We start from the raw sequence: 21,054 nt of genomic DNA, 5'->3' as shown, positions 1-21,054 counted from the left end.
TGACAATCAACGATCAAGACCGCTGACTGCTCGATGCGAGCAGTTCCTTCAATATCGCCGCCGGGTCGGCTCGTTTTTGCTGACGATACTGACCGACATGGCGAACGAATAACGTTGCGCGCGCCACCAGGCTCTTGCCCAGCACCGGCTTGCGCTCCAATTCCTCCTTGATGCGTTGAAACTGCGCCTGGATCACGGCATCGGTGTAACGCGTGCCGGTGGCCAGGTTGTCGATGTAAATCGCCACGGCGCCATCGAGCGCGCTGCGGCCGTTGTTGATGGCCGTGGCGAACAGCTTGGCGCTGGCCTCGTCCTTGGCGTCCAAGGCCTGCTGGCGACTGTTCTGCAAATTGGTCAGGCGAATGTTGTAGTTATTGATGGTCTCGACCACCAGGGCCGCCGACTGGATCAGGTTGCCTGCCGCTTCCTCGCGCTGCTGGGCGATGAGCGAGACGTTGCGCTTGAGCTCTTCGTTGACCAGCCCCAGCTCGGCCTGCAGGCGTGGGTCGACACTGGCGGCGATGATGCTGTCCAGGCGCTTGGTCGGGTCTTCGGCTTCATCGATAGCATCGGTCAGGGATGCGAGGCGGCCTTCCTTCTCCCATTGGGCGAACAGCTCTTTGTAACGCGAACGCGGCGCCAACAACGCCCCGACCGCCACGCGGAACCCGGTGGTTTCGTTGCTTTGCTCGGTGCCGTCGGCGGCGAACAACGGATACTCGCGGCGCATTCCGGTGAACAGCGTGCCTTCGCCTTCCAGGTAGTTGCCGCCCTTGACCACGAAGCCACCGTAGGCGCCCTGACGGCGACCGGCATGCACCAGTTGGAAGGACTCCTGAACCATCTCGGCGGCGTTGCCAATCACGTCGAACAAACCGATGGGGTTCGGCAGTTTGATGCCAACGGGCATCAGCCGCGCCGCCTGGCCGGTGCCGCCAGCGACCTGATTGAACACCGCCCAGTCAGCCAGTGGTCCGTCGCTTTCACTGCCTTCCAGACGCCGGGGAAACAAGCGCCCCTCCAGGTCCTGGCGGCTGACGGCTTGCCCGCCACGGGCGGCGAATTCCCACTCGACTTCGGTGGGCAAACGCACGAAGCCCAGCCCACCGTCCTCGGCCGAGCTGCCGCGACCGCTCACCGGCAGCAGATCCTTGTGGTATTTCATCAGCCAGGCGCTATACACCGCCGCAAAACGTTCGGCCTCGAACTTGGACAGTTTCACCTTGGGCAAACGCCCGGCCATGCCTTGGGGCAGCTCGGTTTTGAGGGTCTCGCAGGCCGGCGCGGGTTCGCCGCTAGCCAACGACTGCGCCTGGGCCATGACCTGGGCGTATTGGCGAGCGGTGACCTCGTATTTACCGATGAAGTACAGCATCGGTTTGAGCGGGGTCTTGGCGTCAGCCTTGGGCATCAACGGCGCGATGGTTTTGTTCCAGTCCTTGGGCAGGTCCTTGAGGGTGAACTGGCCGTTGATGAAGTCCCGACGATAACCGGAAATGAACGACTGCTTATAGCCGGCCTCGCCCTCGCTGAACGGGTAGCCAAGGCTGATCTCCCGATCATCCAGGGTGCCTTGGGCGAGGATGTAGACGTAACGGAACACCATTTGCCCTTCGCACGGCAGCGGCAGGCTGACGTCACCGGGCAGCGGTTTGGGGTTGTCCAGTTTGTCGGTGCTTTCATCGGCCCAGGTTAAACCGGCCAGGCTCAGCGCCACGGCGGCGCCCAATAACTTATACATCGCGAATTCCTTCACACGCCTGGATGCGCGCCACCCGCCAGCCACCACAGGCCGCCGCCACGGCGCTGACGCCGAGCACGGCCACCAGGGCCAAGGTGTAGTGACGCGGCAACAGATGGCTGGCGTACTCGCCCGGCAACTGCGCAAATAAATAATTGAGGCCCGACTGCGCCAGGCCATACAGCCCGGCACTCAACAAGGCCGCCAGTGCGGCGCTGTAGAGCGCCTGCAACACCACGAACAACAACAGCGCCGCCGTAGAAACCCCCAGCAGGCGCAACACCGACAGTTCCCGGCGCTTACGCTCGACCGCCGCCAGGGCACCGGCAAAAATCGCCGCGAACGCTCCCGCCAACGCCAACCCGGCGATGATCCAGAACACGATCGACAGATTGCGGCTCAGCGATTGCACCTGTGCGATGGTCTGGGCCTGGGTAGACACCAACAGGTTCTGTGCCGCGAAATACTCGCGCAGCGGCTCCACATCACCCAGGCTGCGGGCGTACAGGCGAAACGCCGGGTAGACCCGCTGCGCGCTCTGCCCCACCGCGTCGCCCGGCCAGCCGAACGCGGGCACGGCGCGACCGTCGCGGTAATCCTCGGCCGCTTCCAGCAGCGCCAGCGGCGCGAACAAACCATCCCGGGCAAAGGCTTGCAGCGGCAGTACGTGCAACACCTGCACGCGCGTGCGCTGCGCCTCGCTACGACCAGCCACCTGCCGACCGAAACTGGCCTGCAGCCAATCACCGGCCCTGGCGCCGAGTTTTTCGGCGGCGGTGTGGCTGAGCACCACTTGATCCAGGCCTTGCGGCACCGGCAGGCGCTCAAACAAAGGATCATTGGCCGCCGTGGGGATCATCTCGACGGTGACGGGCTCAGCCTCGCGGCTCAAATCCGCAGTGGCCGCAATCTGCCGCGTGCGGGCCAGGGCAAACGCCACGTCGTTGCGCCGGCCCAATTGCTCGACGAACTCAGCGCTGAACCGCCCCCCGCCCAACGGGATGATTTCCCGGGTAGCCGGGTCATTCTCCAGGCGCTCGGTGAGGCTGCTGACCAGGCCGAATTTCAGGCCGAACAGCACCAGCAACGGCGCGACCACCGCCACCAGCGCCAGCACCGAACAGGCCGACAGCCAGGCATCGTTGCGGTAATCCTGCCAGGCCAGGGAAGCCACCAGCGCGCCGCGCATCAGCAAGCCTCCCCAAGGGTCGCGGTGACGCCGCCATCGGCGTCGCGACGACAACTGATGCGCCGCACCTGCAAACCGCTGGCGCGGGCCAGTGACTCATCGTGGGTGGCGACCACACAACACACACCGTGATCGCGGGCCTGGGCCACCAGTAACTGCATGACCCGCTCAGCGTTCAGCGGGTCGAGGGCGGCGGTGGGTTCATCCGCCAGCAACAGGCGCGGCCTATGCGCCAGGGCGCGAGCGCAACTGACTCGCTGGCGCTGGCCGACGGACAAATCCGCCGGCTTCTTGCCCAGCTGGTCGGCGATGTCCAGTTGCCCGACCAGGCGCGTGACGCTGCCGTCATCCGCCATGCCAAGCAGTTTGCGCGACAACTCGATGTTGCCGCGCACGTCCAGAAAACCCAGCAAACCACCGGTCTGTAGCACATAACCCAGATGCCGGCTGCGCAGGTCCGCCAAGGCGCCCTGCTGCCCCGCACGCCACAGCGCGGCGATGTCCAACGGCGTGTTAGCCGGCGTGAAATCGAACTGCCCGGCCTGATCCGGCGCCAGCACCAAGGCCAGCAGATCCAGCAAGGTGCTCTTGCCGCAACCGCTGGGGCCGACCACCGCCAGTTGTTCGCCGGCACGCAATTGCAGCCGTGGAATTACCAGGCTGTAGCGCTGGCTGCCGGCGCCCCGGCTTTTGTGTACGGCGCTCATATTCAGCATCACGGCAGCGTCGACAACGGAACGCGGTACAGGGCATCGCCCGGCTCGGCATCGCCGAACCGCACCCAGTTGGCCAGATCGTTGTGGAAGGTCTCGTAGAGGCGGATTTTCGAATCCAGCTCGTCGATGAAATCTTCCTGCTCGGCCACGCTCAGGGACAGCCACAAATCCTGGGTCATGTTCAGCGACTTGCTGCGGTAAGGCAGCCCTTCGAGGTACTCACCGAGAATCCCACCGTCAGCCAGGTTGCCGCCCTTGCGCAACGCCGAAGGATCGCGGCTCATGTAGGCACTGGCGCTGGCGATTTCCTGGAAGAAATCCTTGGGCGAAGTCTGGGTCTTGCGCGCCGCATCGACGATCAGCTTCAGCGACTGCTGCAAGTCGTTGAGTTGCAGTTTGGTCAGCATCACACACACCTGGAACGCCGGCAGCGCCGGGTTGGTCAGGTCACGGTCGGCGGTCCAGGCGCTGACCAGTTGCGGGGCCTGGCTGGCAGATTTGCGCCCCAAAAAGTCCATGTGCATCGCGTAGCCCACCGCCGCCGATTTATCGCTCAGGCTCGGCGCCGCGCCCAACTGCGGTACGCTTTGCGGCTTGTTGCTGCGCACCTGATGCACCAAGTCGGCGAACACCGAGCCGATCTCGTCGACGCGCTCACCCAACTTACGCACATCGGCGCCCGGCACCGGAATGTACAGGTCACCGATCTGCGGGTTGGCGTCAGCGGTCAGGGTGCGATATTGGCTCTGCGCACCGCCGTGGGTTTTCTTGCCGGCGTCGCTGAGCAAGTGCAGGGCGTAGATCTTGATCTGTTTGCCCAGCGCCGCTTGTCTCACTTCGGCTTCGTTCATTTGCGTGGCGGCAAACGGATCGTTCTTGCGCAGGGCGCCGGCATCGGTGACCAACAGGATCAGGCGCCCGCCATAACCGGACCAGTCCATGCCCTCCACCGCTTCCATGACACCGGCAAACGCATCCTCATTGAACGAATGGCTCGACACCGTGGACGCCTTGACCTGTCGTGCCATCTCCATGAAGCGTTGCGGGTCGCGGCCCTGCTCCAAAGTGATCAAGGTCTTGGCGACGTATTCCAGGCCGGGGGTTTTCTGGGTGCTGCTGCGAAAACCCACCATGCCGAAGCTGACACTGTCCAGCTCGCCACGCTCGGCGATGCGGCTTTGCAGTTCGTGGACCACGTCGCGAACCTGATCGATGTACGGCTGCATCGACACGGTGGTGTCCACCACCAGCACCACGGCGGTACGGAACGCGTCGGCGTTGGTGGTGCTGATCGGCGTGTTAGTGGTAGCCCTCGGCGTGTTGCCAGGGTCGATGGACGCCACGTTCAGCAACTGCACCGGCTGGCCGGTTTCATCGAAGCTTTCGCGGGAATCGAAGATCGGCAACAGGTAGAACTGGTTCTGCGGCACGGCGCTGGCAGCCGGTTCCAGGGCCAGCACTTGCTGGTTGTCTTCACGGTTCTGCTGGGCCTTGAGCAAGACATTCCTGGCCGCTGAAGGGTCGGCCAGCAACTTTTCCACTTCGCCGGGCTGGCGCAGGAACATTACCGGCGCACGGCCGGAACGCTCGGTGAACTTGAGCACCAGGCTTTGCTTCCAGTCGCTGACCTGCGTGGCCGGCAACCAACCGTCGCTGCGCCCGTCCGTGGCCGCGCCAACCCGCAACCAGGGGCTGCCATCGAGGTCTTTGCGCTCATACACGTAGAGCACGGAAAACGCCGGCAACGCCTTGCCCGGCGCAGCGCCCGCTTCTTCAGTGAGCTTGGCGCCCGGTTTACTCAGCACTCGCTGGAACAGGGTTTTCTTGCCAGCCATCAACAATGGACGCTGGCCGCCATCGGCCTGCGTTGCCACAGGCGGTTTTGCCGGGGGCACATCTGGAGTTTTCACCGGCGGTGGATTTACCGGCGGCGTCGAGACAATCGGCGGCTTCGTGGCTTCTCCACCATCGCCCGACAGCCACCAATAAGCCCCACCCCCCAACGCCAGCGCAACGGCCACCGCAACGGCGGCCAGGGCGAACAGCGGAGTCTTGGGCTGCGACGAAACGCTAGGGCGTTGAGTCGGGTTCACCGGCGGCGGGGTTGGCTTGGGCTGGGATTGCGGCTGTGCCGGCCCTGTCGGAATATCGATGGACACCGGGGTCAATCCAGCCAGGTCATCGCCGCTCGGAGGCGACGACACGGGCAGCGGCAACGGCCGGATCAGCGTCGCTTGCGCCGATTCCTCAGGCAGATTGTCCAGCGCCCGCAAGAGAGCCGCTGCATCCGGGAAACGCTCCGCCGGGTCTTTGGCCAGCAGTTTGCGCAGTACGTCCTGGTAATGACCGTGATGCACCGGCAACTCCGGCAGCGGTTCGGTCAAGTGCGCCAGGGCCGTGGACAGCGCGTCGTTGCCGGTATACGGCAGTTTGCCGACAAGGATTTCGTAGAGCACCACGCCCAGGGCATACAGGTCGGCCCGACCGTCGATGTCTTGCCCACGGGCCTGTTCCGGGCTCATGTAGCTGGGCGTGCCGACGGCGAAACCGGCCTGGGTGAATTGGGTGCGGTCGTCCAGGGACTTGGCGATGCCGAAGTCCGAGAGCACCGCCGTACCGTCAGCGCGGAACAGGATGTTGGCCGGCTTGACGTCACGGTGCACCAGACCCAAGCCATGGGCGTAACCCAAGGCCGAGGCAATCTGGCGGATGTAGATCAGGCCCTGCTCCGGCGACAGGCCGGCGGCGATGCGCTCCTTGAGCGTGCCGTTGGGCAGGTATTCCATGGCCATGTAATACAGCTCACCGACGTTGCCGATGTCATGGATGGTGACCGTGTGCGGGTGGGACAGACGCGCCAGGGTCTTGCCTTCGCGCAGGAAGCGCTCGCAGAACGTCGGGTCGGCCGCCAACGCGGCCGCCATGACTTTCAACGCCACCTTGCGCTCCAGGGAACGCTGGGTCGCCAGGTAGACGCTGGCCATCGCGCCTTCACCGATCGGCCCTTCGATGTCGTAGCCAGGGATGACAATGTTCAAGGTCAAGCTCATGACGGCACCTTCACGACAACCACGGTGATGTTGTCCGGCGCGCCACGCATCAGGCCCAGGGACACCAGGCTACTGGCGATCTCGCCGGGATCATCGTGGTTCAGGACTTCACGGATTTCATCGTCCTCGACGGTCTTGGTCAGCCCGTCGCTGCACAGCAGGTAACTGTCGCCGGGCACCAGCAGCAGCTCGACCATCGCCAGATTCAGTTGCGCCTCGACCCCGATGGCACGGGTGACGATGTTGGCCCGTGGATGCACCCGGGCTTCGGCTTCGCTGAGCAGGCCGCTGTCCTGCAGGTCCTGGACGTAGCTGTGATCGCGGGAGATGCTGTCGAGCTTGCCGTCGCGCAGGCGATACAAACGACTGTCACCGGCCCACAGGCACATGCCGCGCAGGTCCCGCGCAACCAGCAGCACCACGGTGCTGCCCATCATGGTCACGCCACGGTTGGCGGTTTCTTCACGCACGGCGGCGTTGACCCGCAGCAAGTCGCTGTGCAGCGCGGCGACGTATTCGTCCAGCGAGCGGCCCGCGGCAATGCCACGCAGGCTGTCGACGATCAGACTACTGACGTAGTCGCCCGCCGCGTGCCCACCCATGCCATCGGCGACCACCCACAGGCCGTTTTCCGGCAGTTCCAGGCACGCGTCTTCGTTGACCTGGCGAACCATGCCGACATGGCTCTTACTTGCAGACTTGAAGGCTTTCCCAGCACTTGGACGCATCTACACAACACCTTCTTGGCCGAGCAAAAATTGCGCAAAATCAGCGGCGGCCGGCAAACCCTGGCAGCGCATCAGACCGGGCGCGATACGTTCCGAACCCTGGCCCCACCACACGCTGACGCCTTCGCAGGCCGCTTCGGCCAGGGCGCTCATGCGCCGCTGCGGGTCGGTGGCGTCGAAGCGATGCAGGCTGGCAAAGCGGCTGCTCGGCGTGCGCGGCAGATACATCGGGCTGCCAAGAGTCTCCAACTGTTCGTTGAACGCTTCGAAACTGGCCTCCACACTCAACGTGCTCAGCAACAGGTTCTCCACCCGCTCAAACCACTCGTCCGCACCGCCCACCACGGACGCCGGGTCCGCGTCGGGCTCCAGCAGCACCGCGACGGTCAGCGGAAAATAGCGGCCGACCCGATCGATACTCGGCATCACCACGCCCACGGCGGCGTCGGGCCCACAGACCCCGGGCGCGACCATGAAGCGCCACAGCGGGCTGACCAGATAGGCATCCAGCCAACGCTCGCCCAGGCCGGTCTGGCTGGCGAGCAACCCCGCCGCCAGCCACGAATCCCACGGGCCGATAAAACTCTGGGGCAAGCCCCGGCTGACGAAGTCCCCGCGGCTGGCCAACTTTCCATAGAAGCCCGGTGTACTCATAGACGCTCCGGCAGGCTGAAGCCGCTGAGCACGCGGCTCTTGAACGGGTTGAAGGCACTGTTGGCCCGCAGCTCGTAAGAGGCGCTGGCGCCGTCGACCCGCAGCCGCAGGTTGAAGCGGTCCGGCGAATTGCCGGCGGTCAGGTCCGATTGCTCCAACAGACGGAACCAGGCCCACGGGCCGTCCAGGGTGATGCCGGAGCGCCCATTGGCCGAGGGCGGCATGATCGAGATCCGCACCACACCGATGCTGCCGGGGTTGGGCCACTGCATGGCGGTCGGACGACTCGGGCCGTGGTCGTAGCTCAGTTGCTGGCCGTCGAGGTCGAGCAAAAACTGGGTGATGGTCGAGTCCATCGCCACCGGCTTGAGCTCGAAGCGCACCATCGGCTGGGTGCCGCCGGAACGGAAAAACGCATCGCGGATGGTGGCCGCACGCTGGAAGGTTTGCAGCACGCCAGGGGCGATACCGAGCTTCTGTGCCGCACCCGGCTGCCAGCGCCAGGCCGGGGTCGAGGTGTCGACGTAGGGCTGCAGGTATTTGCGGAAGTAGTTGTCCATCACCCCGCCGACGCCGAAGAACTGACCGAAGTCGTCCAGGGTTGCGTCCCGCGCACTGCCCGGCGACATGGGATAACGACCGGCCAGGGACTGGCGGTAGATGTTCACCACTTCGCTGGTCCAGGCGGCGTTCAGTTGATTGCGCACCCCGCCCATCATGCTGTTGGTGGTGGAGTTGACCACCGATTTGACCAGGCCTTGCACCAGCGGCGGCTGGCGTTCGGCGTTGAGGCTGACCCGTGTGGCAGCAGCCTGGGCCTGGTTCTTGGCTTCGCCGAGCAGGGCGTCGCCGCTGGCGCCGACCATGGCGCTGACCTGCACGTACAAAGCATTCATGTCGGCAAGCAGACCATCGATGGCCGCCGGTTCGCCTTCGTTTTTGCTGACGATGCTGTTGAGTTCGGCAAAATGTGCGGTGACCGGGTCAACGCTGGCCTGGGGTGCGTTTTGTGCCGCCTGCTCCTGGCCGAGCAAGCTGCCCAGACGCTCCTTGAGCTTGTCCACACCGCCTTCGACCTGCTCGCCTTGGGCCGCCAGCAAGCGTTCCTCCTGTTGCAGGTCGGTCTCTTTCGCCACCGCCACCAGCAGTTTTTTCAATGGCGAACTTGGCCCGGACAGAACCCGCAAGACATCGGCGGCCTGAGCCACGCTGGTGATCGGCACAAAGTCGATGTCGGCCAGCAAGGCGTCCCATTGGCGCTGATAGTCCTGGAAATACAGGCGGCGCACTTCGGCGGCCAGGCTGGCGACGTCCTGCTGCCCGGCCTCGTCGCGCCCCAACACCCATTGCTCTTCAGCCAGCGTTCCAGCCTGGTTCAGGCTGGTGAGCAAAAAGCCCTGGCGGTAGCCCTTGACCGTGAAGAACCCGCTCAGTGGCTCGCCCAAGGGTTTGCCGCTCTTGCGGCTGAATACCAGCGCAGCGTCGCGCCCGGCGGCTTCGTTGAGGCGAAAATCGGCGATGCCCTCGGGCAGTTTCTGGCGCTTGACCCGGTCATAGACGCGCTGGGCCACGGGCAGTTGCTGCAATTGCCGGCGCAGGTCTTCGATCAAGCGCGGGTCCAGGCGGGCGGTGGGCGGACGACGCTCGAACAGCGCCTGCAAATGCTCGCCCAGGGCCAGACGTTGATCGGCCGGCAGGTCACGCGGCAGGCTGCGGTCCCAATCCAGAGCAACCCAGGCCTTGATGAAGTCGGCATCGTAGTGCTCGTTGTCAGCGAGCATCAGGTAGGCCTTCAATCCTTCATAGAGGAAATCCGAACTGCCGCCGCTGTGCAGTTGCTCTTCGATACGCGTCAGCAAGCGTGGCGCGAACACGGCGATCAGCAACTTGCGATAGACACTGCCGGACTCGGCTTCGAGCATGTCGCCCTGATACAGACCCAGGCCCTCGGCCCAATCGGGCGCGTCGTCGGCCAGGTGCTTCACGGCGTTGAGCAATGGCAATACGGCGAGGACATCGCGTTGTGCCGGACTGAGGCTCTGCACGGCCTGACCCAGCGGCGCGACTTTCTGATCGACCTGGGTGATGTACGCCTGGTTGGCCCGATAGCTGATCCACCACAACGTCGAAACCACCAGCACCAAAGCCACCGTGGAGGCCAATACGCCCCGGGCGATCCACTTGCGCCGACGCTCGACCTTGGGATCGACGCCCACCAACCCACGCTCGGCGAACGCCACGGCGGTGAAGAGTTTTTCGATGAAGTAACTGCGCCCGGTGCCAGTCTGGCGTGCCAGGTGCTGGCGGTCCAGGTTCATGCTTTGGGCCATGGAACCGATCAAGCGATCGATCGGACTGCCTTCCTGGGTGCCGCTGGTGAAATACACCCCGCGCAGCAGCACACGCTCTTCGAAAGCGTTGGGCTTGAACACGCCTTCGAGGAAACTTTGCAGACAATCTTTCAGCGCGCCGAACTGCTGCGGGAAACCGTAGATCAAGTCGCGCCGCGCCGGGTCGCGCTCTTGCTGCAAGCGTTCCACCAGGCGGTCGTTGAGCCGCTGCTCAAGGCCGGCGAATTCGCTTTGCAGATGCGCCAACGGACTGTCGTTGCTCTTGCCATCGTCCAGGGCGAAGGTCATGCCCCAGACCTGGGCGCGCTCTTCCTTGCTCAGGCTGTCGAAGAACTCCATGAACCCGGGCACCAGGTCGAGCTTGGTCAGCATCAGGTAGATCGGGAAGCGTACGCCCAGTTGGGTGTACAGCTCCTGGATGCGCAAGCGAATCGCCGCAGCATGAGCCGCGCGCTCGGCGTCGCTGCCCAGCAGCAGGTCCGACAGACTGATGGCAATGAACGCACCGTCAATCGGGCGACGGGCGCGTTGTTTTTTCAGCAGCCCGAGAAAGCCCAGCCAGGCGGCCTTGTCGACGGTCGCGTCGCTGTCCTGAGTGGTGTAGCGGCCAGCGGTGTCGAGCAGCACCGCCTGGTCAGTAAACCACCAATCGCAGTTGCGCGTGCCGCCCACGCCGCGTACCGCGCCGGCGCCCAGTTGCGCGGCCAACGGGAAATGCAGCCCGGAGTTGACCAGCGCAGTGGTCTTGCCCGAACCCGGCGGGCCGATGATCACGTACCACGGCAGTTCGTAGAGGTTGCGGCGCTCGTCCCCACCCAGCTTGGCTTTCTTCAACAGCGCCAAGGCTTCGTCCATGCGCTGGCGCAGGGTTTCGAGTTCTTCGGCCGTCGCGATGCTGGTAGGGTCGGGCGGGGTTTGCGCGGCCAGGCTGCGCATGACTTCGGCGGCCTGCCGGCGCGCCTGGATGATGCGAAACACCCGGTAGGCGATCCACACCGCAAACACCAGGATGATCAACGCCCAACGACGGCCTTCGGGCACCAGCCAGTCCAGCAACGGGCCGACGAACCAGATGATCAGGCTCAGGGCGATCAGCCCCAGCAGCGGGATGACCCAGCGGATCATAAAACTGAAAAACGCCTTCACTCGACCCCCTCCGCCAATACTGTGATTTCAACCCGACGATTGCGCGCACGCCCCTCTGCGGTGGCGTTGGAAGCCAACGGCTCGGTGTCGCTGCGGCCTTCGGCGCTGAAGCGCTCGGCCTGGCCGGTCTTGGCCGAAAGGATTTGCAGCACCGACTTGGCCCGCGCTTCGGACAACGCCCAGTTGGATGGGAACCTGAGGGTGGCAATCGGGCGATTGTCGCTGTGGCCGGTCACCAGGACCTGGCCCTTGACCTTGCGAATGGCATCGGCGATGCGCAGCATCAGCGGCTCCAGATCATCGGAGATGCTGGCGCTGCCCGAGGCGAACAGTTCATCGCCACGGATGGTCACCACTGAGCGATCCACGGCATCTTCCACCGCGACCCGACCGGCCCGGATTTCATCGGCCAGGAAACCGGCCAGGCGTGGTCGCTCGATCACTTTGGGCTGCACCACGGGGCGGTCGATGGCCTGCACCGGGATTTCTCCCAGGGCATGGATGTTCTTGAACACCGGCTCGGCATCGGAAGCCAGTTTCATGCGTAGACCGAACAGCAGCGCCAGCAACAAGGCCGCGCCGATGGCCACGGCGATCCACGGCGGCATGAATTGCGCCAGCCGATCCCGGGCCACGGTAACGCCGCGCCAGTGCGGCGACAGCTCACGTTCGTAGTCGCCACGGGCGCTGCGGATCACCGCGCTGGTGCGCTCGCGCAAGGCTTCCAGTTGGCTGCGCCCGTCGTTCATCACCCTGTAGCGCCCTTCAAAACCCAGGCACATGCACAGGTACAGAAGCTCCAGTAGGTACAAGCGTTCCCGTGGACTTTGCAGGCAATGCTCCAGAAGCTGGAACACCTTCTCGCCGCCCCAGGCTTCGTTGTGCACGGTGATCAGCAGGCTCTGTTTGCCCCAGTCGCTGGTGCCGCCCCAGGGGGTACTCAACACGGCTTCATCCAGGGCGGTGCACAGGGCGTAACGAGCCAGCAGCACGTCATTGCGCACCACGCCGGCGGCTTCGGCGCGCTCCTCGAATTGACGCAGGTACGCCAACAGTTGCGCCCGCAGGCTGGCCGGAGCCGGATGGGCAATGGTGTTGCGCAGGCGCGTCAACAGCGCCAGCAGCGGACCGGCCGCGCTTTCCAGCGGGTTGAGGCCTTGGGCCTTGCCGGTCAGGACCGGGGCGGCCGGCATCGACAGCGGTGCGGGCGCCGGCTGTGGACGACCAGGGTCCGGACGGCCAGAGTCCGGGCGGAATGGGTCGGCGCCACGGCCACCGGGCGTCGGCATGAACTGAGTACGATCGTCGTTGCTCATCGCGGTTTATCCTCGGATCGCCCAGAAAGCCAGATTCAGCCCCGGGAACTGGCCGGCGATGTGGAACGCGAACCCGCCGGAGTTGCTCAATTGCTGCCAGTGATCGCTACCGCGGTCGAGTTCGTAGTAAGTGGAGCCGGCGTGGTACGGAAGCTGGCGTGGCGCCACCGGCAACGGCAGCAGGCCGATGCCCGGCAGCTGCAGGTTGACCAGATCGCGAATGTGCTCCACCGAACCGACCTTGCTTTGCTGGCCGAAGCGACCGCGCAGGGTTTCGGCCGGGACATCGGCACGCACCACCAGGATGAAACTGGCGCTCTCGAGCAGGGTTTTGTCGGCCAGCATCGCCACGTGGATGCCGTAGGCTTTCTCGACAATCGGAATCGGCGTGGCCTTGCTGTCGATCAGCATCGACAGGGCCTCACGCAGGGCTTGCATGACCGGCGCGTAGCTGAGCGCCAGGTCATCATGCTGGTATTGCGGATATTCCTGCGGCCGACGCCCCGAAGCGGTGAAGGTCGAGAACTCACCGGCCAGGCTGACCAGCTCGCTGTAGAACCGTTCGGGGTGCAATGGGCTCAACTGGCTCAGGTGCTGGATCAGCGGCTGTGCGCGATTGACCAATTGCAGCAGCATGAAATCGGCGATCTCTGAGGCGCCCCCGGCACCGGACGCCACCACCCGCCCGGCGAGGGCTTCGCCGCGTTGATGGAGCAGCCCCAACAGTTCGCTGCGAAACGCGGCCAACGGTTTGGAGGCGGCCACATCCAGCAGCGGCGGGATGTAGCTGTCGTCCAGCACCAGGGCGCGGTCGGCGCGTTTCTCCTTGATGCGTACCAGGCCGATGGCGGCGTAGTCACTGATGCCGTCCTGCGCGGTCAACAGGCGCAAGGCCCGCGAACCCAAGGCAACCGGCGCACGGTTCTCGAACGGTGCGTTATCGTCGCGCACTTCGCACACTTGGCTCACGTAGCGCGCAGCGCCGAGGGCTTCACCTTCGTCAACGGTGTCACGCGCACCGGCACGCTTGAGCGGCAAAGCCAGGTACACCAGACCATCGCGCAGGTTGTCATCGACGTTCAGCGCAGGCGGCGCCAAGTCATCCTCGGGGATGTTGAACGGTGTGCCGTCCGGCAGCAGGCCCCGCGCCGAAACGATCGCCAGCTTGCCCTGGGCCAGCAGGCCCTGGTCGATCAGCAATTGGGAAAAACCCCAGGCGCCGGCCGACAGCGGGCGGCTGCGGGCGTCGATGAGGTTTTCCAGGTAACGGTCATGCTGCTGGAAGTGCTGCGTTCCAATGAACATGCCTTCCGACCAGACCACGCGATTGTTCCAGGACATGGGGGCTCCGATTGCTTATTGGGCAGGGCTGGATGGGGGAACGACGACGGCGCTGCGCACGGCGCGCACGTCGAGGCTGATCTGGTATTCGGTGTATTGGCGCGGTGGGACATTCATCACCGTGCGCCACAGTGACCGGTCCAGTTCGCGATAGCCCACCAGCACGCCGATATGGCGGGTAGCCGGATCAAGATCGCGTTGCAGGCTCAACTGCTGACCGGGCTGGACCAGCACTTCGTCCTGATCGATCAGGTCGGCACCGAGGGTCGCCTGGGCCCGTTCGGCCAGGGCGAAATAATCGGAGCGGGCGAAGGTGGCGGCATTTTTCAGTTCGAAAATTCGCACCCGGACCGGCGCCGGATGGCCGGTGGCGCCGGGGTTGAGACCGGCAATGGCGTGAAAGTGCAGTTCGACGGCGGCGGTGTCAGCCTCTTCGGACTGTGGATCGGCCGCATCCTTGGCGCATGCCGTCAGCAGAAGCACGGTGGCGACTGCGAGTAAAAACCTGAAAATCATCCTGCGTCCTCAATGACGTTTGAGCTATCCGTTGATTGCTTTTAAAAGTGTTATAGGCGGCGCTGTCGCGCGCTGTGCTCTTCGTAGGCGCGACTGAATTCGCGTCCGAACAGGTCCTGGAAATCCTCCTGGGCTTCCCGGGAAATGTTGCTGTAGAGCTCGGTGAATTGCTGCCAGTACTGAGCCTGTCGCGAGCCGTTGAAAATGCTCGACAGGCCAGCGGGTTTGCCCATGCGCTCTTCCAGTTGCGCCGGCTCAAAGCGCGCCAGCAAATGCTTGATGGCCGCTTCCACGCCGGCCATTACTGCCAGTTGGTGAGCGCGCAGGTCGTCGAAGCTGTCACGCACCGCCACATCCGGCGCCATGAACGCCTGGTTGCCATGGCGCAGCAGCAACAACATGGCCTCCTCGACATTGGGGGCGAACTTCAGCGGGTTGTTTTCCACCGGCTGGATCATCGTTTGCTGAATGCGGAACTCGCCCTTGAGGCTGCTGCGGGCACGCAGGACATCGATCAAGCCTTCGACCATCAGCCGATAGCTGCGCCCGATGCTTTCCATCTGCGCCTCGGCCTGGGCCTGGTCCAGGCGCAACTGATCCAGCCCGGCGCCGCGCAGGAAGGCTTGCAACAGGTCGGGTTGGGCGGCGTCGAGCGGCTTGGGCGGCGTGGCCGGGGTTTGAACGCTGGTCACCGGCGCCTCGCGCAGCGGCGCAGGTTCGGCGGAGGCGTGGGCCTGAGGCGGGGGTGTCGGCACCGGCTCTACGACAGGCGGCTCTACGACAGGCCGCTCGACAACGGGCGGTGGCGCAACTGGTGGCGCAGCGACAGGAATCGGAGCAACTGCCACGGGCGCGGGCTTGTCGCTGAACGGGTCCCAGTCCTCCGGTATCACCGAGGCCTGCGCCACAGGCTCGATCACCGGCGGCGGGCTGGGAGGAGCAATGGGCGTCGGTGGACGGAAATCATGCTGTTGGGCCGGCACATGGTCAGGCTGGGTGGCCGGCGGGACACTGCCCGGGCTCAGGAAATCGAACAGGTCGGGCAAGGTGTCCATGGCCGAGGCACCCTGGAAATGGGCCGGGGGAGCCACGGGCATCGGCGTAGGTGTATTCAAGCCGGCACCCTGATGTCCCATCAAGGCTTCGAAGCTGCTGGGCGCCTCAGCGAACGGATTGCTGTCGGAGACTGGCAGGTTGAAATCCACCCGCGCCTGGATTTCATAATCGCCAATGCGGATAACTTCGCCGTCTTGCAGCGGCTCACTGTTGCCCTTGCGCAAACGGACACCGGCCTTGACCAATTCCACACCATTAGTGCTGTTATCGGTTAAGTAATAACGCCCATCTTTGTATTGAATAACGCAATGTTTGCCGGAAACCAGGCGCTCAGGGTCCGGTAATACCCAGTCATTATCGGAATTACGGCCAATTGCCATCACTCCCTGATCCATGGACTTCTCAGAACACTGTCCCGGGGTAATCTTGTGATAACTAGTGATAGTCAAACACAGCGCCATCTTGCCTCCTTGCTGAACACTTGCGCATGCGATCGAGTGCCGGGATCTACGCCCGAACGACTCGCCGACAAACCTTTGCAACCGACTGCGAAACGGCTTTTTGCCAGCATGATTGCTGATATTAACCCGCCTGCATGACAAAAAACCTGCATCAGTGCCTGCCTTGACCTACTGGTCGCGCAGGTTGTTAAGCGCCTCACAACTGTCACACAGGGGAAATAGCTTACCTTGACAAGCCATAAGTACTACACCAAAAATGCACAACTTCTTGAATATACGTGATGGCACTTTAAGATCATTAAGCATCTAAAGAGCCATTAGCCTCAAGGAACATGTGGAGTTCCATTCGGAACTTGCGTGTGCACTGCCCGAGTTATTCAGCGGGCGATAGGGAGATCGAACGAAGTGGATGTGCCTCTGCTGCTCGCCGCCGTATCCGCGACTTCGCCGTGCGGTGAAGATTTGGAATATGACGCGGATTTCTTGCGCCTGGAACGCGATTCCCAAGGTCAGCCCGAGCGCAGCATGGGCGATTCGATATTGCCTGCCGAACCCCCTGAGTGGCGCAGCATCCAACAGCAAAGCCTGGACCTGCTGCAACGCAGCAAAGACCTGCGCATCACCCATTTCCTGCTGCAAAGTTCCCTGGCCCTGGAAGGCATACCGGGCCTGGCCCGTGTGTTGACGCTGACCAGCGAATTGCTCAAGCAGTACTGGGCCGAGCTGCATCCGCGCCTGGACGCCGAGGACGACAACGATCCCACCGTGCGCATCAACGCCCTCGCCGGCCTGACATCCGATATCACCATTGGCCTGCTGCGCGAAAGCATTCTGGCCCGCTCGCGCACCTTCGGTGCCGTGAGCCTGCGCGCCGCCGCCAATGCCAGCGGCCTGCAAAGTTTCCCGAATGAAAGCCTCGGCGCCGAACAGCTCGCCGGAGCCCTGCTCGACAGTGATCCCGAGCAGCTGGAAATCACCCGCGCCGCCCTGTTGGAAGCCCGCAGCGCCGCCGAAGCCATCGAGCAACACGTCAGCGATCAAGTCGGTTCCGCCCAAGGCGTGGACCTTGGCCCGCTGAAGCAACCGCTCAAGATGGCCTTGCAGATTCTCGGCCAGTTCGCCCCACAGAGCGGCGACAGCGCCCTGCCCGAGGTCATTAGCGGCGACGACAACACCGCGCCGGTTGAACACGCCACCGCGCCGAGCGCGGGCGCGCCACGCAGCACCGCCCCTGGCGAAATCAACAGCCGCGACGACGTGCTGCGCAGCCTGGACCGGATTCTCGCGTACTACGCCCGTCAAGAGCCCTCCAGCCCCCTGCCGGTGCTGTTGAATCGGGCCAAGATTCTGGTGAACGCCGACTTTGCGACCATCGTGCGCAACCTGATTCCCGACGGCATGAGTCAATTTGAAAACCTGCGCGGCCCAGACAGCGAATAAAAGCGAACGGATCACGCAGTCACGTCACCGGCACCCCCGATGACGCCAACACCGTCGCTCAAGCGACCAGGAGCAGCAACGTGGCGAAGCAAAGTTCTCAGAAATTCATCGCGCGCAACCGTGCGCCTCGAGTGCAGATCGAGTACGACGTCGAGCTCTACGGCGCCGAGAAAAAGGTCCAGTTGCCCTTTGTCATGGGGGTGATGGCGGACCTGGCCGGCAAGCCCGCCGAGCCTCTGGCACCTGTGGCCGATCGCAAATTCCTTGAAATCGATGTCGACAATTTCGACTCGCGCCTCAAGGCCATGCAGCCTCGCGTGGCGTTCCATGTTCCCAACGAACTGACCGGCGAAGGCAACCTGAGCCTGGACCTGACCTTCGAAAGCATGGACGACTTCAGCCCGGCGGCCGTGGCCCGCAAGGTCGACTCGCTGAACAAGCTGCTCGAAGCGCGCACCCAACTGGCCAACCTGCTGACCTACATGGACGGCAAGACTGGCGCCGAAGAAATCATCATGAAAGCGATCAAGGACCCTGCCCTGTTGCAGGCCCTGGCCAGCGCGCCCAAGCCCGCCGACAACGAGCCCAAGGCTTAATCAGGACGAATGATCATGAACGAATCAGCACGTGAAAATCAGTCCCAGGCCCTGGGCACCACCGAAGTACCCAGCGAGTTCGCCTCGCTGCTGATGCAAGAATTCAAGCCCAAGACCGAGCGCGCTCGCGAAGCCGTCGAAACCGCCGTGCGCACGCTGGCCGAGCAGGCCCTGGCGCAGACTGACCTGGTGTCCAACGACGCCATCAAGTCGATCGAATCGATCATCGCCGCCATCGACGCCAAGCTCACCGCCCAGGTCAACCAGGTCATCCACCACCCCGACTTCCAGCAGCTGGAAAGCGCCTGGCGTGGCCTGCACTACCTGGTCAACAACACCGAGAGTGACGAGCAGCTCAAGATCCGCGTGCTCAACATCTCCAAGACCGACCTGCACAAGACCCTGAAGAAATTCAAGGGCACCGCGTGGGACCAGAGCCCGATCTTCAAGAAGATGTACGAAGAAGAATACGGCCAGTTCGGCGGTGAGCCGTACGGTTGCCTGGTGGGCGACTACTACTTCGACCAGTCGCCACCGGACGTGGAACTGCTGGGCGAGCTGTCGAAAGTCTGCGCCGCCATGCACTCGCCGTTCATTGCCGCCGCATCGCCGACCGTGATGGGCATGGGCTCGTGGCAGGAACTGTCGAACCCGCGCGACCTGACCAAGATCTTCACCACACCGGAATATGCCGGCTGGCGTTCGCTGCGTGAATCGGAAGACTCGCGTTACATCGGCCTGACCATGCCGCGTTTCCTGGCGCGCCTGCCGTACGGCGCCAAGACCGACCCGGTGGAAGCCTTCGCCTTCGAAGAAAACACCGACGGCGCCGACAGCTCCAAGTACACCTGGGCCAACGCCGCTTATGCGATGGCGGTGAACATCAACCGTTCGTTCAAACACTTCGGCTGGTGCTCGCGCATCCGTGGCGTGGAATCCGGCGGTGAAGTGGAAAACCTGCCAGCCCACACCTTCCCGACCGATGACGGTGGCGTGGACATGAAGTGCCCGACCGAAATCGCCATTTCGGACCGCCGTGAAGCGGAGCTGGCGAAGAACGGTTTCATGCCGCTGCTGCACAAGAAAAACACCGACTTCGCCGCGTTCATCGGCGCCCAGTCGTTGCAGAAACCGGCCGAATACGACGACCCGGACGCCACCGCCAACGCCAACCTGGCCGCGCGCCTGCCGTACCTGTTCGCCACCTGCCGTTTCGCCCATTACCTCAAGTGCATCGTGCGCGACAAGATCGGCTCCTTCAAAGAGAAGGACGAGATGCAGCGCTGGTTGCAGGACTGGATCCTCAACTACGTCGACGGTGACCCGGCGCACTCCACCGAGACCACCAAGGCCCAGCACCCACTGGCCGCCGCCGAGGTCATCGTCGAGGAGGTCGAAGGCAACCCGGGGTACTACAACTCCAAGTTCTACCTGCGTCCGCACTATCAGCTCGAAGGGCTGACTGTGTCGCTGCGCCTGGTATCGAAACTGCCTTCGGCCAAGGGTGCGTAAAGCTTTACTGAACGGTACAAGGCCAATGTGGGAGCGAGCTTGCTCGCGATGACGGTGGATCAGTTGTCATCAGCATGCCTGACACTCCGCTATCGCGAGCAAGCTCGCTCCCACAGGGGGTCTTCAGTGAATTGGAGATCGCCTTCGTAGCGTTCAGCAGAACAGATTTCGCAAGGTCGGCGTCAATCAAACAATGTGGTAGAGACCACACAGGGAGAAAACATGGCTGTTGATATTTTCATCAAGATCGGCGACATCAAGGGCGAGTCCATGGACAAGGCCCACAAGGACGAGATCGATGTCCTGAACTGGAGCTGGGGCATGTCCCAGTCCGGCAACATGCACGTGGGCAGTGGCGGTGGCGCGGGCAAGGTCAACGTGCAGGATCTGTCGCTGACCAAGTTCGTCGACAAGGCATCGCCCAACCTGATGATGCATTGCGCCAGCGGCAAGCACATCGACAAGGTCAAGCTGACCGTGCGCAAGGCCGGTGGTGAAAGCCAGGTCGAGTACATGATCATCAATCTTGAAGAAGTGCTGATCACGTCCCTGAGCACCGGTGGCTCGGGCAACGATGATCGCCTGACCGAAAACGTCACCCTGAACTTCGCCAAGGTGATGGTCGACTATCAGCCGCAAAAAGCCGACGGCACCAAGGAAGGCGGCCCGGTCAAATTCGGCTGGAACATCCGTCAGAACGTCAAGGTGTAATCGAACACGCCCCCGGTGCCATGCGCCGGGGGTGTTTGGTGCTTGCTCGAATCCAATCCTTTCCCACCCGGTATCTGAGTCATGGCCAAGCCTTCGTTTATCAATTTGTGGAACAGTTATCCCGCAACGTCAACGCCCTGCGATGGGCCTTGGGATAATCAATGCGCGATCAGGATGAGCATCACGCTCAATGCGGAACAAACGATCAAGGTCAACAAGTCGACTTATAGCGAACCCAAGTGTGCGCACGAACATGCTCGGGGTGCCGAGTCGTTGGCCAACTGGCTTTGGCGTCATCATCTAGGTCGTCCAACGATTCTCACGGGAAGCGCCGAGGACCGCCGCACACTCAATCAGAAGACAGGAATCATTTTCTTCAAGGACTGTTTTGCACGGCTCGGGCAATCCGAGGAGGCGCGCACCGGTGACCATATCGATTTATGGAATCGCGGCAGGGCCACTGGCGACTTCGCCGATCAGGCTCATCGTTCAAAGCAAGTCTGGTTTTGGGAGCTGACATGATCAAGCGA

At 63.3% G+C, this 21,054-nt stretch carries 16 protein-coding genes; 5 read left to right on the top strand and 11 right to left on the bottom strand.

The window, feature by feature from the left end:
• Nucleotides 1-13: 13 nt before the first annotated feature.
• Genes GKKCFE_RS26885 through tagH form a run of 11 tightly spaced genes read right to left on the bottom strand, consistent with a single transcriptional unit; the run spans nucleotide 14 to nucleotide 16,265 of the window.
• Nucleotides 14-1,741, bottom strand: coding sequence for a formylglycine-generating enzyme family protein (locus GKKCFE_RS26885; RefSeq protein ID WP_445577315.1), 1,728 nt, complete (start codon nucleotides 1,739-1,741; stop codon nucleotides 14-16).
• The gene (locus GKKCFE_RS26880) at nucleotides 1,734-2,930 is read right to left on the bottom strand and encodes an FtsX-like permease family protein (protein ID WP_188252447.1); all 1,197 of its coding nucleotides are present in this window, start codon (nucleotides 2,928-2,930) and stop codon (nucleotides 1,734-1,736) included. The genes GKKCFE_RS26885 and GKKCFE_RS26880 overlap by 8 nt, the downstream gene beginning before the upstream one ends.
• A complete protein-coding gene (locus GKKCFE_RS26875) occupies nucleotides 2,930-3,646 on the bottom strand; it encodes an ABC transporter ATP-binding protein (RefSeq protein WP_316913209.1) in 717 nt (238 codons plus the stop codon). Before GKKCFE_RS26875 ends, GKKCFE_RS26880 begins: the two co-directional genes overlap by 1 nt.
• Nucleotides 3,646-6,696: a serine/threonine-protein kinase gene (locus GKKCFE_RS26870; protein ID WP_445577314.1), complete on the bottom strand. Its 3,051-nt coding sequence runs from the start codon at nucleotides 6,694-6,696 to the stop codon at nucleotides 3,646-3,648. Before GKKCFE_RS26870 ends, GKKCFE_RS26875 begins: the two co-directional genes overlap by 1 nt.
• The gene (locus GKKCFE_RS26865) at nucleotides 6,693-7,424 is read right to left on the bottom strand and encodes a PP2C family protein-serine/threonine phosphatase (protein WP_445577313.1); all 732 of its coding nucleotides are present in this window, start codon (nucleotides 7,422-7,424) and stop codon (nucleotides 6,693-6,695) included. Before GKKCFE_RS26865 ends, GKKCFE_RS26870 begins: the two co-directional genes overlap by 4 nt.
• Nucleotides 7,425-8,078, bottom strand: a complete 654-nt coding sequence (tagF, locus tag GKKCFE_RS26860) for a type VI secretion system-associated protein TagF (protein ID WP_107323114.1) — start codon at nucleotides 8,076-8,078, stop codon at nucleotides 7,425-7,427.
• A complete protein-coding gene (tssM, locus tag GKKCFE_RS26855) occupies nucleotides 8,075-11,575 on the bottom strand; it encodes a type VI secretion system membrane subunit TssM (RefSeq protein ID WP_445577312.1) in 3,501 nt (1,166 codons plus the stop codon). Before tssM ends, tagF begins: the two co-directional genes overlap by 4 nt.
• On the bottom strand, nucleotides 11,572-12,891 hold the full coding sequence (locus tag GKKCFE_RS26850) for a DotU family type VI secretion system protein (RefSeq protein ID WP_047226778.1): 1,320 nt from the start codon (nucleotides 12,889-12,891) through the stop codon (nucleotides 11,572-11,574). Before GKKCFE_RS26850 ends, tssM begins: the two co-directional genes overlap by 4 nt.
• Nucleotides 12,892-12,897: 6 nt before the next feature.
• Nucleotides 12,898-14,232 carry a type VI secretion system baseplate subunit TssK gene (gene tssK, locus GKKCFE_RS26845; RefSeq protein WP_047226777.1) on the bottom strand — a complete coding sequence of 445 codons (1,335 nt, stop codon included), beginning with the start codon at nucleotides 14,230-14,232 and terminating at the stop codon, nucleotides 12,898-12,900.
• 15 nt (nucleotides 14,233-14,247) lie between these two features.
• Complete coding sequence (gene tssJ, locus GKKCFE_RS26840; protein WP_047226776.1) at nucleotides 14,248-14,748, bottom strand: type VI secretion system lipoprotein TssJ; 501 nt, start codon at nucleotides 14,746-14,748, stop codon at nucleotides 14,248-14,250.
• A gap of 50 nt (nucleotides 14,749-14,798) precedes the next feature.
• A complete protein-coding gene (gene tagH, locus GKKCFE_RS26835; protein WP_445577311.1) occupies nucleotides 14,799-16,265 on the bottom strand; it encodes a type VI secretion system-associated FHA domain protein TagH in 1,467 nt (488 codons plus the stop codon).
• Nucleotides 16,266-16,670: 405 nt separating this feature from the next.
• Here tagH and tssA point away from each other — a divergent pair, with 405 nt between their 5' ends.
• The 5 genes from tssA (at nucleotide 16,671) to GKKCFE_RS26810 (ending at nucleotide 21,046) form a co-directional block, all read left to right on the top strand.
• Nucleotides 16,671-17,705: a type VI secretion system protein TssA gene (gene tssA, locus GKKCFE_RS26830; protein WP_316912436.1), complete on the top strand. Its 1,035-nt coding sequence runs from the start codon at nucleotides 16,671-16,673 to the stop codon at nucleotides 17,703-17,705.
• An 80-nt stretch (nucleotides 17,706-17,785) separates the two neighbouring features.
• Nucleotides 17,786-18,301 carry a type VI secretion system contractile sheath small subunit gene (tssB, locus tag GKKCFE_RS26825; protein ID WP_047226773.1) on the top strand — a complete coding sequence of 172 codons (516 nt, stop codon included), beginning with the start codon at nucleotides 17,786-17,788 and terminating at the stop codon, nucleotides 18,299-18,301.
• A gap of 15 nt (nucleotides 18,302-18,316) precedes the next feature.
• Nucleotides 18,317-19,813: a type VI secretion system contractile sheath large subunit gene (gene tssC / locus GKKCFE_RS26820; RefSeq protein WP_047226772.1), complete on the top strand. Its 1,497-nt coding sequence runs from the start codon at nucleotides 18,317-18,319 to the stop codon at nucleotides 19,811-19,813.
• A gap of 222 nt (nucleotides 19,814-20,035) precedes the next feature.
• Nucleotides 20,036-20,524, top strand: a complete 489-nt coding sequence (locus GKKCFE_RS26815; protein ID WP_047226771.1) for an Hcp family type VI secretion system effector — start codon at nucleotides 20,036-20,038, stop codon at nucleotides 20,522-20,524.
• Between the two features lie 81 nt (nucleotides 20,525-20,605).
• Nucleotides 20,606-21,046, top strand: a complete 441-nt coding sequence (locus GKKCFE_RS26810; protein WP_139048770.1) for a type VI secretion system amidase effector protein Tae4 — start codon at nucleotides 20,606-20,608, stop codon at nucleotides 21,044-21,046.
• Nucleotides 21,047-21,054 lie beyond the last annotated feature (8 nt).

The sequence above is a fragment of the Pseudomonas sp. E141 genome (assembly GCF_052659885.1).
This window is presented reverse-complemented; position numbering and strand designations above follow the sequence as displayed.

Excerpts from the sequence above, each read along its gene's own strand:
- GKKCFE_RS26885 (WP_445577315.1), bottom strand. The coding sequence starts at position 1,741 with ATGTATAAGTTATTGGGCGCCGCCGTGGCGCTGAGCCTGGCCGGTTTA.
- GKKCFE_RS26880 (WP_188252447.1), bottom strand. The coding sequence starts at position 2,930 with ATGCGCGGCGCGCTGGTGGCTTCCCTGGCCTGGCAGGATTACCGCAAC.
- GKKCFE_RS26875 (WP_316913209.1), bottom strand. The coding sequence starts at position 3,646 with ATGCTGAATATGAGCGCCGTACACAAAAGCCGGGGCGCCGGCAGCCAG.
- GKKCFE_RS26870 (WP_445577314.1), bottom strand. The coding sequence starts at position 6,696 with ATGAGCTTGACCTTGAACATTGTCATCCCTGGCTACGACATCGAAGGG.
- GKKCFE_RS26865 (WP_445577313.1), bottom strand. The coding sequence starts at position 7,424 with ATGCGTCCAAGTGCTGGGAAAGCCTTCAAGTCTGCAAGTAAGAGCCAT.
- tagF (WP_107323114.1), bottom strand. The coding sequence starts at position 8,078 with ATGAGTACACCGGGCTTCTATGGAAAGTTGGCCAGCCGCGGGGACTTC.
- GKKCFE_RS26850 (WP_047226778.1), bottom strand. The coding sequence starts at position 12,891 with ATGAGCAACGACGATCGTACTCAGTTCATGCCGACGCCCGGTGGCCGT.
- tssK (WP_047226777.1), bottom strand. The coding sequence starts at position 14,232 with ATGTCCTGGAACAATCGCGTGGTCTGGTCGGAAGGCATGTTCATTGGA.
- tssJ (WP_047226776.1), bottom strand. The coding sequence starts at position 14,748 with ATGATTTTCAGGTTTTTACTCGCAGTCGCCACCGTGCTTCTGCTGACG.
- tagH (WP_445577311.1), bottom strand. The coding sequence starts at position 16,265 with ATGGCGCTGTGTTTGACTATCACTAGTTATCACAAGATTACCCCGGGA.
- tssC (WP_047226772.1), top strand. The coding sequence starts at position 18,317 with ATGAACGAATCAGCACGTGAAAATCAGTCCCAGGCCCTGGGCACCACC.
- GKKCFE_RS26815 (WP_047226771.1), top strand. The coding sequence starts at position 20,036 with ATGGCTGTTGATATTTTCATCAAGATCGGCGACATCAAGGGCGAGTCC.
- GKKCFE_RS26810 (WP_139048770.1), top strand. The coding sequence starts at position 20,606 with ATGGCCAAGCCTTCGTTTATCAATTTGTGGAACAGTTATCCCGCAACG.